General features: G+C 71.6%; 9 protein-coding genes and 1 pseudogene. 4 read left to right on the top strand and 6 right to left on the bottom strand.

The annotated features are described in order from the left end of the window. Positions 1–203 precede the first annotated feature (203 nt). The 5 genes from B4E30_RS15430 to nirB form a co-directional block, all read right to left on the bottom strand. Positions 204–2,594: a phosphoketolase family protein gene (locus B4E30_RS15430; protein ID WP_286796065.1), complete on the bottom strand. Its 2,391-nt coding sequence runs from the start codon at positions 2,592–2,594 to the stop codon at positions 204–206. A gap of 87 nt (positions 2,595–2,681) precedes the next feature. Next, a complete protein-coding gene (locus tag B4E30_RS15435; protein ID WP_286796067.1) occupies positions 2,682–3,095 on the bottom strand; it encodes a glucose-6-phosphate dehydrogenase in 414 nt (137 codons plus the stop codon). 98 nt (positions 3,096–3,193) lie between these two features. Then, a complete protein-coding gene (locus B4E30_RS15440; RefSeq protein WP_286796068.1) occupies positions 3,194–4,342 on the bottom strand; it encodes a uroporphyrinogen-III synthase in 1,149 nt (382 codons plus the stop codon). Positions 4,343–4,356: 14 nt separating this feature from the next. Further along, the gene (gene cobA / locus B4E30_RS15445) at positions 4,357–5,433 is read right to left on the bottom strand and encodes a uroporphyrinogen-III C-methyltransferase (protein WP_286796070.1); all 1,077 of its coding nucleotides are present in this window, start codon (positions 5,431–5,433) and stop codon (positions 4,357–4,359) included. Next, complete coding sequence (gene nirB, locus B4E30_RS15450) at positions 5,433–7,994, bottom strand: nitrite reductase large subunit NirB (RefSeq protein WP_286796073.1); 2,562 nt, start codon at positions 7,992–7,994, stop codon at positions 5,433–5,435. The genes cobA and nirB overlap by 1 nt, the downstream gene beginning before the upstream one ends. 222 nt (positions 7,995–8,216) lie before the next feature. Here nirB and nirD point away from each other — a divergent pair, with 222 nt between their 5' ends. The 4 genes from nirD (at position 8,217) to B4E30_RS15475 (ending at position 15,305) form a co-directional block, all read left to right on the top strand. Further along, the gene (gene nirD, locus B4E30_RS15460; RefSeq protein WP_348670285.1) at positions 8,217–9,281 is read left to right on the top strand and encodes a nitrite reductase small subunit NirD; all 1,065 of its coding nucleotides are present in this window, start codon (positions 8,217–8,219) and stop codon (positions 9,279–9,281) included. 65 nt (positions 9,282–9,346) lie between these two features. After that, positions 9,347–10,762: an MFS transporter gene (locus B4E30_RS15465; RefSeq protein ID WP_286796075.1), complete on the top strand. Its 1,416-nt coding sequence runs from the start codon at positions 9,347–9,349 to the stop codon at positions 10,760–10,762. Between the two features lie 13 nt (positions 10,763–10,775). After that, positions 10,776–14,882, top strand: a complete 4,107-nt coding sequence (locus tag B4E30_RS15470) for a bifunctional nitrate reductase/sulfite reductase flavoprotein subunit alpha (protein ID WP_286796078.1) — start codon at positions 10,776–10,778, stop codon at positions 14,880–14,882. 99 nt (positions 14,883–14,981) lie between these two features. Further along, positions 14,982–15,305, top strand: a complete 324-nt coding sequence (locus B4E30_RS15475) for a hypothetical protein (protein WP_286796081.1) — start codon at positions 14,982–14,984, stop codon at positions 15,303–15,305. Position 15,306: 1 nt separating this feature from the next. Here the strand turns inward: B4E30_RS15475 and B4E30_RS15480 are convergent. Further along, positions 15,307–15,690 (bottom strand): annotated as a pseudogene (locus B4E30_RS15480) (hypothetical protein); the annotation flags it as partial.

Genomic DNA, 15,690 nt, shown 5'->3' on the forward strand with positions numbered 1-15,690 from the left:
GTGATCAGCACATCGGTGACCGTGGCCTCGGTGGTCGCGAATTCGACGTAGCCGCCGCCATCGCGCACCGCCTCGAGCACCGCCTGCTTGGTGTCTTCGGCGAGGTCCTCCTCGGAGACGACGTACGTCCTGTCGTCGATGACGAACTGGTGCCGACGCATCACGCTCCCTCGCTTCTCATTCTCCGACGGTACGTGTGCTGATCACCCGGCGTCGATGGGTTGAACTGTGCCGGTCGGTGAGCTAGACGCTCCTCGCTCGGCCCCGCCGGCGACCGCAGGATGATCGACCCCGTGGTCCCGCGTGTAGGCGCGCGCCTCCTCCCGACGCCGGTCGAGCTGTGCCCGGAGCGGAGCGTGGCGATCCGCGGCTCCGGGAACACGATCGAGCACGTCGGCCGCCAGCCGGTACCGGTCGATGTCGTTGAGCAGGCGCATGTCGAAAGGCGTCGTCGTCGTGCCCCGCTCGGTGTAGCCCCGCACGTGGAGGTGGGGATGCGCCGCGCGCCGGTACGCGAGGCGGTGGACGAGCCAGGGGTAGCCGTGGAAGGCGAAGATGATCGGCACCTCCGGCGGGAACAGCTCGTCGAAGGACTCCTCGTCCATGCCGTGCGGATGCTGCGAGGGCGTCTGCAGCCGCATCAGGTCGATCACGTTCACCACCCGCACCCGCAGTCCCGGCGCTTCCTCGCGCAACAGCCGTGCCGCGGCGACCACCTCTTCGGTCGGAACGTCTCCCGCGCAGGCGAGCACGGCATCCACCCCGTCCGCGTCGGTGCCCGCCCACGCGAGCCGGCTCGCACCGCGGGCGAGATGGCGCTGCGCCTCGTCGGGGGTGAACCACTGCGGTGCCGGCTGCTTGCCGGCGACGACGACGTTCATGCGGTCGGTGGTGCGCAGGCAGTGGTCGACGGTCGCCAGGAGCGTGTTGGCATCCGGCGGGAGGTAGACGCGCACGACGTCGGCGCGCTTGTTCACGGCGAGGTCGAGGAAGCCGGGATCCTGATGGGTGAAGCCGTTGTGATCCTGCTGCCACACATGGCTGGAGAGCAGGTAGGTGAAGCTCGACAGCGGTGCTCGCCACGGGATGCCGGAGGCCGCTTCCAGCCACTTGGCGTGCTGGTTGAACATCGAGTCGACGATGTGCACGAAGGCCTCGTACGTCGCGAAGAGCCCGTGCCGGCCGGTGAGGAGGTATCCCTCGAGCCAGCCCTGCGCCTGATGCTCGCTGAGCACCTCCATGATGCGCCCCGTGCGCGAGAGGTTCTCGTCGCGCGGGTCGGAGCCGGCGTTCCACCGCTTCCCGCTCGCCTCGAACACCGCGGGCGCAAGCCGGTTCGACGCGGTCTCGTCGGGTCCGAACAGCCGGAAGTCCGTCGGGTTGCGCTCGATCACCTCGGCCAGATAGTGCCCGAGCTCGCCCATGGCCGAGCGTTCGGCGGAGCCGTCCGGCTCGAGACCCGACAGGTGATCGGCGATGTCCGGCAGGTCGAGCTCACGTCGCAGTAGGCCGCCGTTGGCGTGCGGGTTCGCCGACATCCGCCGGGTGCCCTGGGGCGTGGCCCGGTCGATCGCGTCGACGGGGCGTCCGTCGTCGTCGAAGAGGTCCTCGGGCCTGTAGGAGCGCATCCAGCCCTCGAGGATGCGGCGGTGCTCGTCGTCGTCGCGTGCGGCGTCGACCGGCACCTGGTGGGCGCGCCACGTGCCTTCGACGGGCTCACCGTCGACCTCGACGGGTCCGGTCCAGCCCTTCGGCGAACGCAACACGATCATGGGCGTGCGCGGACGCACGACGGTCAGGTCGCTCCGCTGCCGCGCGATCGTATCGAGCGCCTCGTCCATCGCCTCGGCCATGCGGTGATGCACCTCGCCGTGCGGGTTCGCCGCGTCGACGGTGACGAAGATCGGCTCGTGGCCGTATCCGCGCAGCAGGTCCGTCAGCTCCGACTCGGGGATGCGCGCCAGCACCGTCGGGTTCGCGATCTTCCAGCCGTTCAGGTGCAGGATCGGCACGACCGTTCCGTCGGTGCGGGGGTCGACGAACTTGTTCCCGTGCCATCCGGTCGCCAGCGGCCCGGTCTCGGCCTCGCCGTCTCCGACGACGCAGAACACCGTCAGATCGGGGTTGTCGAACACCGCCCCGTAGGCATGGCTCAGCGAGTACCCCAGCTCCCCGCCCTCGTGGATCGACCCGGGTGTCTCCGGGGCGGCGTGGCTCGGGATGCCGCCCGGGAACGAGAACTGCCGGAACAGGCGCTGCATCCCCTCCGCGTCCCGAGTGACCTCGGGATACAGCTCCGAGTAGGTTCCGTCCAGCCAGGCCGCGGCGACCATGCCCGGACCGCCGTGCCCGGGACCGGCGATGAACATCGCGTCGAGGTCGCGCTCGCGGATCACCCGGTTCGCGTGCGCGTAGATCAGGGTGAGCCCCGGCACCGTGCCGAAGTGACCGAGGAGTCGGGGCTTGACGTGCTCCGCGGCGAGCGGCCGGCGCAGCAGCGGGTTGTCGAGGAGGTAGATCTGGCCGACGCTGAGGTAGTTCGCGGCGCGCCACCAGGCGTCCAGGCGTGCGAGATCGGTGTCGTGGGATGCCATCTCCCCACGCTCTCCCGCCTCCGAAACCAGGGCTAGGGGGTTGAGACCGGCGGAGCCGATCGCTAGCGGATGTCGCGCGGCGCCGGGTCAGCTCACGCGCTGCCCGCACATGCCGCACTCGCCGGTGGCCGAGACCTCGATGAAGCAGTCGGGGCACTTCGCGCGGGCGATCGGCTCGACGGAGCTCACGCGGCGCGGTGCGGCACGGCGCTCCGGGGCGGGGCGACGCTGCGCGCGCGGTGCCGAGCCGCGGCGAGGCGTGGTCGGGGGCGCGGCGGCCGGGGATGCGGGCACGTGCGCACTGCAGTAGAACCGCACGTAGCCGCTGTGGTTCTTCGGATGCCGGTGCTTGACCGCCCACAGTTCGGTGCGGGCGACCGGATCGGAGTCGGCGCCGCACGAGAAGCAGCGCGCCGGTTCGCCGTCGGCCACGTCGGCCACCCGGATGGGCTTGTCGTACGGGAGACCGTCCCGCCAGTCCGATGACGCGACGATCTTCATTCCCCTGCCTTCCGTCGGATGACGATCCGCTTCCACGGTACGTCGTCGCCCGACGACACGCCCAAGCGTCTCGCGACCTCGCAGCGAGACCGGTGGCCTCAGACAGGAAGGGCGAGTCGGTAGCCGCGCTTGATCACGGTCGCGACGACCCGGGCGTCGGGGAGCGCCTGCCGGAGCCTGCTCATCGCGGCGTCGACGGCGTGGTCGTCCAGCCGCTCCGGCGCCGATTCGGCCAGCTCTCCTCGCGATACGGTCGTTCCCTCGGCGATCATGAGCGTGCGGAACAGCGACAGCGCGACCGGTCCGAGCACGGCCGAGCGACCGTCGCAGACCACGAGACGGCCGCGGAGCTCCACCGTGCCGACCTCGGTCTGGGCGCGCAGCACGGCCGATGACTCCAGGTGTTCGCACACGAGCCGGATGAGGGCGCCCATGCGGAACCGATCGGGAACGATGGGGAGCACCCCGGCTTCCACGAGCGGCGCGGCGGTCACCGGCCCGACCGCGGCGGCGACCACGCGCTCGCGCAGGGCGGCCTGAACGGCGTCAAGTCGGCCGGCCGCGCTCGCGACGTTGAACAGCGCCTCCACGGCCGGCGCGCTGGTGAAGGTGACGGCGTCGAGTCCGCCGGCGCAGATCGTGTCGATCAGTCGCAGCACCCGGGCTTCGTCTTCGTGGGCCGTCCACCGGTAGGGCGCAACGGTGAGCACGCGGGCTCCCGCGGCAGCGAGGCGCTCGAGCTGGGTCTGATCGGTGAAGCCGTGCAGCTGAACGGCGACCACCTTTCCGGCGACGTCGTGGCGCAGCACGAGGTCCACCAGCGATGTGGTCGTCTCGCGTTCACTCATTCCCACGTCGTCGAGCCCGGCGGCCCGCACCGCGCCGCGGGCCTTCGGTCCGCGCACGAGGATGCGTGCGTCGCTGAGCACGTCGTGCAGGTCGTCGCCCACGCCGGCGGCGTCGGCGAACTCCACCCAGCGCCGCATGCCGTACGACGTGGTCGCGAGCAGGTAGTCCGGTCGCGCCTCGATGATCGCACGCGTCTCAGCCACCACGACCGCGTCGTCGGAGACCCCGGTCATCCGGATCGTGGGTGCGTGGAGCACCTCCGCGCCGCGACGCTCGAACCCCGCGATGAGGTCCTCCGAACGGCGGTCCGAGGTCACCCCGATCCGGAAGCCCTCCAGCTGATCCGCTCGGAATCCGGGCACCGTGGGTTCGGATGTCTCCTCAGGCGTCGCGTGCACCCGCACCTCCCGGGTCAGATGGCGAGATCGGCGGCGCGAGCTTCGGGCGCCGTGAGAGCCTCATCCTGGCACAGGATCTCACCGATCCCCCACCCCACCGGCCCGGTGACGCCCACGACCTCGCCGATGACGATGACGGCCGGCGAGACCGGCTTGACCGTGGGCAGCAGCGAGACCACCTCACCCACCGTCGTGGCGACCGCCCGCTGAGCGGCGGAGAATCCACGTTCGAGGATCGCGAGAGGCATATCGGCAGCCATGCCGTGGCGCTGCAGGCCGGCCGCCAGATGCGGGAGGGTGCCCACGCCCATGAGCACGACGAGCGTGCCGCCGAGCCCGACGAGGTGCCCGAGCTCCTCCTCGGAGAACGGCGCATGACCCGAGACGACGGTGAACGCGCGGGAGACCTCGCGGTGGGTGACGGGGATGCCCGCCGCGGACGGCACCGAGACCGCGCTGCTGACACCCGGGATGACGGTGACCGGAACACCCGCGGCACGGCACGCCACGACCTCCTCGCCCCCTCGCCCGAACACGAACGGGTCGCCGCCCTTCACCCGCACCACGCGCAGGCCGCGCGCGGCGTGTTCGAGCAGGATCCGCTCGATCTCGCGCTGGGGAACCGCGTGGTGTCCGGGTGTCTTTCCCACATCGATCAAGAGAGCGCCGGGCGCGTACTCCGCGACGACGTGCGAGGGGCCGAGCCGATCGTGCAGCACGACGTCGGCCTCGGCGAGCGCGCGCAGCCCCGCGATGGTCATGAGCTCCGGATCCCCCGGGCCGCTGCCGATCAGGCTGACGTGCCCGCGCGGCGTGGGCGCGACGGGGTCGTCGGAGAGCATCACGGCGCGGGCGATCCGGGCGCTGTCTCGCAGGCGATCCCGCGTCTGCTCATCGCCCTCGACCCACGCGATGACATCCGGCACCGCGCCGTCGCCGATGGCATCCTCGAGGCGCGCGAGGGCGGTGTCGGCGTCCGCGACCTCGACGCTCGCGCCGGCGGCGCGGTATCGCGCGACCGCGCGGCGAGCGCGGTCGGCGCGGCCGACGACGAGCACGAGGCGCCCCGTGAGGTCGATCTCGGCGCGCATCAGCCCACCTCCTCCGCGGCCGCATCCCGCACCGGGATCACCGGGCCGGCGAGCATCACGCGCTCGTGCGCGAACGCCGGGCGGCTCTGTCCGCGCTCGGAGACCTTGCGGATGCCGGGGTCGGGTGTCGACGGCGCGTTCACGAAGGAACGGAAGCGCTTGAGGCGCTCCGGGTCGGCGAGGGTCGCCGCCCACTCGTCGCGGTACGTGCCCACGTGCGAGGCCATCGCAGCCTCGAGCTCGGCGGCGAGGCCGAGCGAGTCCTCGCACACCACGTCACGCACGTGGTCGAGGCCCCCGGGCAGGTCCTCCTGCCACCGCGCCGTGCGCTGCAGCCGGTCGGCGGTGCGGATGTAGTACATGATGTAGCGGTCGATGTAGCGCACCAGCGTCTCGTCATCGAGGTCGCTGGCCAGCAGCTGCGCGTGCACCGGCTGGTAGCCGCCGTTGCCTCCCACGTAGAGGTTCCAGCCCTGCTCGGTGGCGATCACGCCGATGTCCTTGCCGCGCGCCTCGGCGCACTCGCGCGCGCATCCGGAGACCCCGAGCTTGAACTTGTGCGGGGAGCGAAGACCCCGGTACCGCTCCTCCAGGAACACGGCCATGCCGACGGAGTCCTGAACGCCGTAGCGGCACCACGTGGAACCCACGCACGACTTCACCGTGCGCAGCGACTTGCCATAGGCCTGACCCGACTCCATGCCGGCGTCCACGAGGATGCGCCAGATCTCGGGCAGCTGCTCGAGCCGGGCGCCGAACAGGTCGATGCGCTGGCCGCCGGTGATCTTCGTGTAGAGGTCGAACTGCTCGGCGACCTCGGCGATGACCTTGAGCTTCTGCGGCGTGATCTCTCCGCCGGGGATGCGGGGCACCACCGAGTAGGTGCCGTCGCGCTGCATGTTCGCCAGGGCGCGGTCGTTCGTGTCCTGCAGGGGACCCTGCCCCGCGTCGAGGATGTACCCGTTGGTCTGGCTGGCGAGCACCGAGGCGATCACCGGCTTGCAGATGTCGCAGCCGAGCCCGGTGCCGAACCGGGCGAAGACGGCCTCGGCGCTGGAGAGGCCGAGGATCCGCACCGATTCGAACAGCTCCGCCCGGCTCAGGGAAACGTGCTCGCACAGGGCCTTCGAGACCTCGACGCCGGCCTTGGTGAGCTCGGTCTCGAGCAGCTTCTTCACCAGCGGCACGCACGACCCGCACTGCGTGCCGGCACGCGTGCACGCCTTCAGTTCCCCCAGGTCGGTGCATCCCTCGCGCACCGCGTGGCGCACCTCCCCCACCGACACGTTGTTGCACGAGCACATCTGCACGTCGTCGGGCAGCTCGCCTCCCGCGGGAGGCTCGGCGCCGGCGGCGGCGAGGAACGCGCTCGGCTCGGCGCCGAGCTCGCGACCGAGCAGCGGACGCAGGGTCGAGTAGGGCGCGGCGTCGCCGACGAACATGCCGCCGAGCAGCGTCTTGGCGTCATCCGAGACGACGAGCTTCTGATACAGGCCGCGCGCGGGATCGGCATAGACGACCTCGAGGGCCCCCTCGGTGCGCGCCATCGCGTCGCCGAAGCTCGCCACGTCGACGCCGGCGAGCTTGAGCTTGGTCGCGTCGTCGACGCCCGGGAAGAGCGCCTCGCCGCCGCTGATGCGGTCGGCCACCACCTCGGCCATCGCGTTCGCGGGCGCCACGAGGCCCACCGTCGCCTCGCCGCGGATCGCGGCGACCTCGCCGATCGCCCACACGTGCGGCGCACTCGTGGCGCAGGTGTCGTCCACGGCCACCCCGCCCCGTGCACCCAGCGTGAGGCCCGCGTCGCGCGCGAGCTCGTCGCGGGCGGTGATGCCGATCGAGAAGACGACGATGTCGGCGCTCACCGAGGTGCCGTCGGTCAGGCTCGCCCCCAGCACGCGGCCGGACGGGCCGGTGAGGATCTCCGTGGGGCGCACCCCGAGGTGTAGCCGGATGCCGGCGGCGGCGATGATGCGGCCGAGGGCCTGCCCCGCGCCCTCGTCGAGCTGCGCCGACATCAGCCACCGGCCCGAGTGCACGATCGCGGCGTTGGCCCCCAGCCGCGCCGCTCCCCCGGCGGCCTCGAGCCCGAGCAGGCCGCCGCCGACGACGAGCACGTTGGCGGCTCGGCCGTGGCGCGCGGAGAAGGCCGAGATCTCCTCGACGAGCGCGTCGACGTCGTCGACGGTGCGGTAGACGCGGCCCGATTCGCACCCGTCGATGGGCGGCACCGTGGCGGAGGATCCGGTGGCGAGCACGAGCTCGTCGTAGCCGGTCACGCCGCTCGGCGTCGTCACGGTGCGCGCGGTCGGATCGATGGCCTCCACGCGCTCTCCGGTGCGCAGTGTGACGCGGTCGTGCTCCCACACCGCGGTCGGCAGCGTGAGGTCGTGCGTGCCGTCGAGCCGTCGGCTGAGCGCCACCCGATCGTAGGGACGATGCGGTTCGTCGGCGAAGACCGTGATCTGCAGGGCGTCGTCGTCGCGGGCGAGCAGCGACTCGACGAGGCGGTGGGCTGCGGGTCCACCGCCGACGACGATGACGTGACGTGAGGGGCTCATGCGATTCTCGCTTCGGTGCTGGGTTCGGGACGGGACCGATCGGCCCCGACCGAACGGGCGTGGGCCCCACACTAGGCAGGCGCGGTTCCACAGCTGTTGCGCCTCCGTAACGCCGTGTGACGGGCGCCTCACGTGCGGGTATGCGGCGCGTGAGGGAACCGTTACGACCACGACACGGCCGCGGCACACGCCAGGAAACGTGCGCTTCCTACAGTCGACGGCGTGAACACGACATCCGCGATCCTCGACAGCTCGGCGCCGCCGACGGTGTGGACGCCGGTCTGCCGCCGGAGCGACCTCGAGCCCGGCTGGGGCGAGGCGGCTCTCGTCGGTGGTCAGCAGGTCGCCGTCTTCCTGCTTCCCGACGGTCGCATCGCGGCCGTCTCCAACGCCGACCCCGCGACCGGGGCCTGCGTGATGTCCCGCGGAATCGTGGGCTCCCGCGGCGACCGTGCGACGATCGCCTCGCCGCTGCACAAAGACGTCTTCGACCTCGAGACCGGCGAGTGCTACACGAAGCCCGGCGCGCTGAGCCTTCCGGTGTGGCGGGTGCGTGAGACCGACGGCTCGATCTCGGTCGCCCCGGCTCGCGCGCTGGTGGCCGCATCCCACGGCACCTCCGACCTCGACGGTCGCCGTGCCGTGGCCGCGCTGGTCGACGCGGTGCGCGCCGCGCGCGGCGAGCTGACGGTGGCGGATGCCCACGTCGACGTGCAGCAGCCCGACGTGCCGAGCGTGCTGGCCGGCCTCCCTCCGGAGTCGTCCGCGACGATCGTGCCGCTGCTGCTGTCGACGGGCTATCACGTGCACGTGGACCTCGCCGAAGCCGCCGGGGACAGCGACCGCGAGGTGACGGTGACGCGCGCGCTCGGGCCCGACCAGCGCCTGGTGACCGTGCTCGCCCGACGGCTCCGTGAAGCGGGTCTGCGCACCGATGACGCCGTCGTGCTCGCCGCGGCCGGGTCGAGCGACGAACGCGCCGTCGAGGACTGCCGCATCACCGGTGAGATGCTGTCGGCCGAGCTCGGCCGGCCGGTGACCACCTCGTTCATCTCCGCCGCTCAGCCGCGCGTCGCCGACGCGGTCGCCGACGTGCGCGCGTCGACGCGCGGACGCGTCGTGGTCTCGACGTATCTGCTGGCACCCGGCTACTTCGCCGATCTCGCGGCCCGCGCCGGAGCCGATGTCACCACCGCTCCCCTCCTGACCGCCGACCCGCCCGTCCCTCCCGAGCTCGTCCAGATCGTGGTCGATCGATACGACCGGCCGACCGACGTCGTCCCCTGACGACGTCGCCGCACCACCCTCATCCGACGCTCCACCCCGCCTCGAGCCCTCTGAGGAGTACCGCCATGACATCCCTCGACGAACGCCCCACCCACGTCGCGACACCACCCGCAGACACGTCGGCGGCGCCGCCGATCGTCGCGCGCCCCGGGCGCTGGCTCGACGGCTACGACCCCGAGAACCGTGCGCAGTGGGACACCGTCGGCCGGCCCATCGCGGCGCGGAACCTGCGGTGGTCGATCTTCGCCGAGTTCCTCGGCTTCGTCGTCTGGCAGCTCTGGTCGATCGTGGTCGTCGCGCTGCCGGCCGCCGGATTCTCGTTCGACACGACTCAGACCTTCTGGCTCATCTCCATGCCGAGCCTCGTCGGCGCGACCCTCCGCTTCCCGTACACCTTCATGGTGCCGAAGTTCGGCGGCCGCAACTGGACGATCATCTCCGCCCTCCTGCTGCTGCTCCCCGCGATCGGACTCGCGCTGTGCGTCGGCAACCCCGACACGCCCTTCGGCGTGATGCTCGCCGTGGCGGCGCTCGCCGGTGTCGGCGGCGGCAACTTCGCGTCGTCGATGTCGAACATCACCTACTTCTACCCGCAGCGCGAGAAGGGCTGGGCGCTCGGCCTGAATGCCGCCGGCGGCAACCTCGGCGCATCGGTCGCGCAGTTCATCGTGCCGATCGCCATCACGATCGGTGCCGGCGTCACCCTCAACCTGCCGCTCGCGGGCTGGATCTGGGTGCCGCTCATCCTCGTCGCCGCGATCGGTGCCGCCCTCCGCATGGACAACCTGTCGCACGCGCGGGCCGACGTCGCCGCGTCGCTCGCGGCCCTGCGCGAGCCGCACCTGTGGGTGCTCGCCGTGCTCTACATCGGCACGTTCGGCTCCTTCATCGGCTTCGCGGGGGTGTTCCCCAAGCTCATCGCCGACCAGTTCCCCGAGTTCTCGACCTTCCAGGTGGGGTCGGCGACGCTGTCCCTCGCCTTCCTCGGGGCGCTCGTCGGATCGCTGTCGCGTCCCTACGGCGGACGCCTGGCCGACCGCTTCGGCGGAGCCGCCATGACGATGGCCTCGTTCGCGGTCATGGCCGTGGTGGTCGTGACGGTGGTGCTCACCCTGCCGCTCGGCAGCTTCTGGCTCTTCCTGGCGCTGTTCCTCGTGCTCTTCGCCGCGAGCGGCATCGGCAACGGCGCGACGTACCGGATGATCCCGACGGTGTTCGCGTGGCGAGCGGGCTCGGCCGACGCCCACCGCACCGCCGGCGACATGGGATCGCAGCGCAAGGCCGCGGCGGCACTCGGGCTCATCTCCGCGATCGGCGCGTACGGCGGGTTCGTCATCCCCCAGGCGCTCGGCGCCTCGAAGACCGCGACCGGCGGGTACGAGGCGGGGCTGTCGTGGTTCGTCGTCGCCTACGCGGTGATGCTCGCCCTCACCGGAATCGTCTACCTGCGCGGCGGCCGGCGCGCCGGCGTGCGCATCTGAGACGGGGTCCGCCGTGACATCCTCCCTTTCCCTGACGCCGACGACCTCGGTGCGCTCGGCCTGCTCCTACTGCGGAGTCGGCTGCGGGATGGTGCTGGATGTCGCGGTGGATCCCGACAGCGGCCGCCGCCGCGTGGTGAAGGTGCGCGGTGACAAGGAGCATCCGACCAACCGCGGCCGGCTGTGCACGAAGGGCGCCACCAGCGCCGACATGCTCTCCGCCGGCGGTCGTGTGGAGACGGCGATGGCGCGGCCGGAGCGCGGCGCGCCTCTGGAGCCACGGCCGACGGACGAGACCATCGCCGAGACCGGCGGGCGGCTGCGGGCGGTGATCGACGAGCACGGCCCCGATGCGGTCGCGCTGTACGTGTCGGGACAGATGTCGCTCGAGGCGCAGTACCTGGCGAACAAGCTCGCGAAGGGCTTCATCGGCACGAACAACATCGAGTCCAACTCGCGGCTCTGCATGGCCAGCGCCGGCACCGGCTACAAGCTGTCGCTGGGCTCCGACGCCCCGCCCGGGTCGTACGACGACTTCGACCACGCCGACGTCTTCTTCGTCATCGGCTCGAACATGGCCGACACGCATCCGATCCTGTTCCTTCGGATGATGGATCGGGTGAAGGCCGGCGCGAAGCTCATCGTCGTCGACCCGCGCCGCACCGCCACCGCCGACAAGGCCGACCTGTACCTGCCGATCGCCCCCGGCACCGACCTCGCCCTCATGAACGGCCTGCTGCGCCTGCTGCACGACGACGGTGCGCTCGACGAGGAGTTCATCGCCGCCTCGACCGAGGGGTGGGAGCGGATGCCGGAGCTGCTCGCCGACTATCCGGTGCACGCCGTCGCCGAGCTGACCGGGTTGTCCGAGGACGACCTGCGCACCGCGGCCCGCTGGATCGGCGAGGCGGGGGCGTGGATGTCGTGCTGGACGATGGGCCTGAACCAGTCGACGCACGGCACGTGGAACACCAACGCCATCATCAACCTGCACCTCGCCACCGGCGCCATCTGCCGGCCGGGAGCGGGCCCCTTCTCGCTGACGGGTCAGCCCAACGCGATGGGCGGGCGCGAGATGGGCTACATGGGTCCGGGGCTGCCGGGCCAGCGCAGTGTGGTGTCGGCGGAGGACAGGGCGTTCGTCGAGAACGTGTGGGGCCTGCCGGAGGGCGCGATCGACACCCGGGTGGGCGGCGGCACGGTCGAGATGTTCGAGAAGATGGCCGACGGAGACATCCGGGCGGCCTGGATCATCTGCACCAACCCCGTGGCCTCGGTCGCCAACCGCGGCACGGTGATCCGGGGCCTCGAAGCCTGCGAGCTCGTCGTCACGCAGGACGTGTTCGTCGAGACCGAGACCAATGCCTATGCCGACGTGCTGCTACCGGCGGCGCTGTGGGCGGAGTCCACCTCGGTCTCGGTCAACTCCGAGCGCACGCTGACCCTGTTGAACCAGGCCGCCGACCCCGTCGGCGATTCGATGCCCGACTGGCAGATCATCGCCGGTGTTGCGACCGCGATGGGTTTCGGCGACGCGTTCTCGTACGCGTCGGCGGCGGAGGTGTTCGAGGAGATCCGCGCCTTCTCGAACCCCAAGACCGGGTACGACCTGCGCGGCGTCGACTACGGGCGCCTGGCGCGCACGCCGGTGCAGTGGCCGAGTCCGCCGGAGAGCGGCGACGGCGACGGCCGGCATCCGATCCGCTACGTCAACGACGGCACCTCGAGCCCGCTGCGCACCCGCGACGACGGCACGGTGCCGCCGCTGGCGTTCGCGACCGAGAGCGGCCGGGCGGTCTTCCATCCCCGACCGCACATGCCGGCGAAGGAGATGCCCGACGACGACTTCCCGTTCGTGCTGAACACCGGGCGTCTCCCCCACCACTGGCACACGATGACCAAGACCGGCAAGGTCGCCAAGCTGAACGCGCTGAACCCCAAGCCGTTCGTGGAGATCCACCCCGACGACGCCGCGCGGCTGGGGGTCGCCGACGGCGACGCGGTCGAGATCGCGTCGCGGCGAGGCCGGGCCGTGCTGCCGGCGGCGGTGAGCGATCGTGTGCAGCGCGGGGCGCTGTTCGCCCCGTTCCACTGGAACGACGTCTACGGGGAGTACCTGGCCGTGAACGCCGTGACGAACGACGCCGTCGATCCGCTGTCGTTCCAGCCCGAGTTCAAGATCGCCGCCGTCGCGGTGACGAAGGCCTCCGTTCCCGTGTCGCTCGAGGTGGAGCCGGCCGCCGAGCCGACCTCGCCCGACCCGGCGCACGACGCCGGCGAGCCCGCACCGGCGATCACCGGGCTGGGGCTGCAGCCCGTGCCGCCGCCCACGCTCACGCCCGAGCAGAGCGCCTTCCTGCAGGGCTTCCTGTGGGCGCACGAGCAGGAGGGCGGCGGCGTCGCGACCCTGCCCGAGTCCGCGCCGTTCACCTCGACCGATCGAGCCTGGCTGAACGGGATGCTGGCGCGCCGCACCGCGACGACGGCCACCGCAGCCGAGACACGCGAACGGGTGATGCTGCTGTGGGCGTCGCAGACCGGCACCGCCGAAGATCACGCCGTGCAGATCGCCGAACGACTGCGCACCGACGGGCACGACGTCGACCTCGTCTGCATGGACGACACCTCGCTGCAGCAGATCGCCGAGCGACCGGTCGTGCTCGTCGTCAGCAGCACGTTCGGCGACGGCGACGCCCCCGACAACGGTGACGCGTTCTGGCGCGAGCTGTCGGCCGAGGCGGCACCGCGCATGCCGGGCGTGCGCTTCGCCGTGCTCGCCTTCGGCGACCCGAGCTATTCGGCGTTCTGCGGGCACGGACGACGCGTCGACGAACGCCTCGCCGAGCTCGGCGCCGAGCGTCTCGTGCCGCGGGTCGACTGCGATCCCGACGCCGACAAGGCCCCGACCCGCTGGTACGAGTCGGTCGCCCGAGCCATCGGCACGGATGCGGCACCGGCGGCCACCGTGGCCGACCGGCCACCCCTCGCCAGCCCCACGGCGACGCGGTATTCCCGCTCCTCGCCGCTGGTGACGCGCCTCACCCGCAACGAGCGGCTGAGCGCTACGGCGTCATCCAAAGACGTGCGGCGCTTCTCCCTCGCCGTCGACGACGAGCTGACCTACCGGGCGGGAGATGCCCTGGGGGTGCGCCCGGTGAACAGTGATCACGCGGTCGACGCGTGGCTGTCGGCCACCGGCCTCGACGGCGACGCCGCCGTCGACCTCGACGGGGTCGGCACGCTCGCGCTGCGCGAGGCGGCGACGCGTCACCTCGAGATCGTGAACGTCGGCCGGCCGTTCCTGCGGTTCGTCGGCGAGCGCACCCGCGACCGTCAGCTGGCCACGCTGCTGCGCGAGGGGAACACGCTCAACCTCGACAAGTGGCTGTGGGGGCGGCAGGCGGTGGATGTGCTCGCGGAGCTTCCCGTCTCGGCGAGCGCAGACGAGTGGCTCGGCGTGCTCGGGCGACTGCAGCCGCGGCTCTACTCGATCTCGTCGAGCCCGCTGGTGAGTCCACACGAGGTGGAGCTGACCGTCTCCGCCGTGCGCTTCGAGCATCAGGGGCGGCCGCGCCGCGGCGTGTGCTCGACCTTCCTCGCCGATCACGGCGACGGCGCCGATGTTCCGGTCTTCGTCCAGCAGACGAAGCACTTCCGCCCGCCCGAGGACCCGACGGCGCCGATGATCATGATCGGACCGGGCACCGGCATCGCGCCGTTCCGGGGCTTCCTGCAGGAGAGACGCGCGCTCGGACACGCGGGCCGCAATTGGCTGTTCTTCGGCGAGCGCGACTCCGCGACCGACTTCTACTACCGCGACGAGCTCGAGTCGTGGCAGCGCGACGGGCTTCTCACCAAGCTGAGTCTGGCGTTCTCGCGGGAGCAGCGACAGAAGGTCTACGTGCAGGACCGCCTGCGCGAGCAGGGCTCGCACGTGTGGTCATGGCTCGAGGACGGCGGTCACGTCTACGTGTGCGGCGACGCGACACGCATGGCCAGCGACGTGCATCGCGCGCTCGTCGAGGTCGCCCGCACCTGGGGCGGCCTCGACGAAGACGACGCGACCGAGTACTTCGCGCGGATGGCCCGCGAGAAGCGCTACGTGCGCGACGTCTACTGATCCGACGAGCTGGCGCGACGCGCGACGACGGGTGTCAACCCCGGTGCGGCGCGCGCATGCGCGGGGGTAGCGTCGCGCGTCGAGGAAGGGAGGTCGACGATGGCCGATCCGGACCCGACCCGGGTGCGCGCTCAGCGATCGCTGCAGGAGGGCGGGCGCAGACGATGGCTGATCCCCGGGGCGATCTTCGCCGCGATCTGCATCGCACTGTTCATCGGGACGCTGCAGCTGCAGATCCTCGTTCCGACGATCGCCCTCGTGCTCACCGCGTCGCTGTTCGCAGCGATGGTCGTCGTGGCGCTCACCGTCGAGCGGGCGCGCACCCGCAACCGCGCGATGGCGTGGCTCATGGGGGCGATGGCCGTTTCAGCGCTCGTGTGCGCCGTCGTTGTGATGGCCGGCGAATGGTCGACGGCGGTGTGAATCAGCCGAGCGGATGGCCGACGCGGATGACGCGGTCCGGGTCCCACGCGGCAGCGATGTCGCGAAGCCGGGCGAGGGTGGGTTCGTCGTACACGTCGGATGCGGCAACCGGCCGTTCCGCGAAGTTCTTCACGAGCCGCGGCGCCGCGTGAGGGCGCAAGCGGCGGACGACCTCGAGCGCCGCCGCACGGACCGGCTCGTGAGCCTCCGGGACGGGGACGATCCCGACGGCGAAGACGAGTCCCTCGCCGTCGATCGTCGAGACCGCTCCGCCCGTGCCGCTCCCGGCACGAAGCGCACCGCCCAGATGCCGCAGCTCGATCGACAGCAAGGGTGCAGACGAGGGCGCGAGCGCGGCATCCATGAAGGCGTCCACGCTGGCGGC

This window comes from Microbacterium sp. UBA3394, from assembly GCF_002358725.1.
Taxonomy (GTDB): Bacteria; Actinomycetota; Actinomycetes; order Actinomycetales; family Microbacteriaceae; genus Microbacterium; species Microbacterium luteum.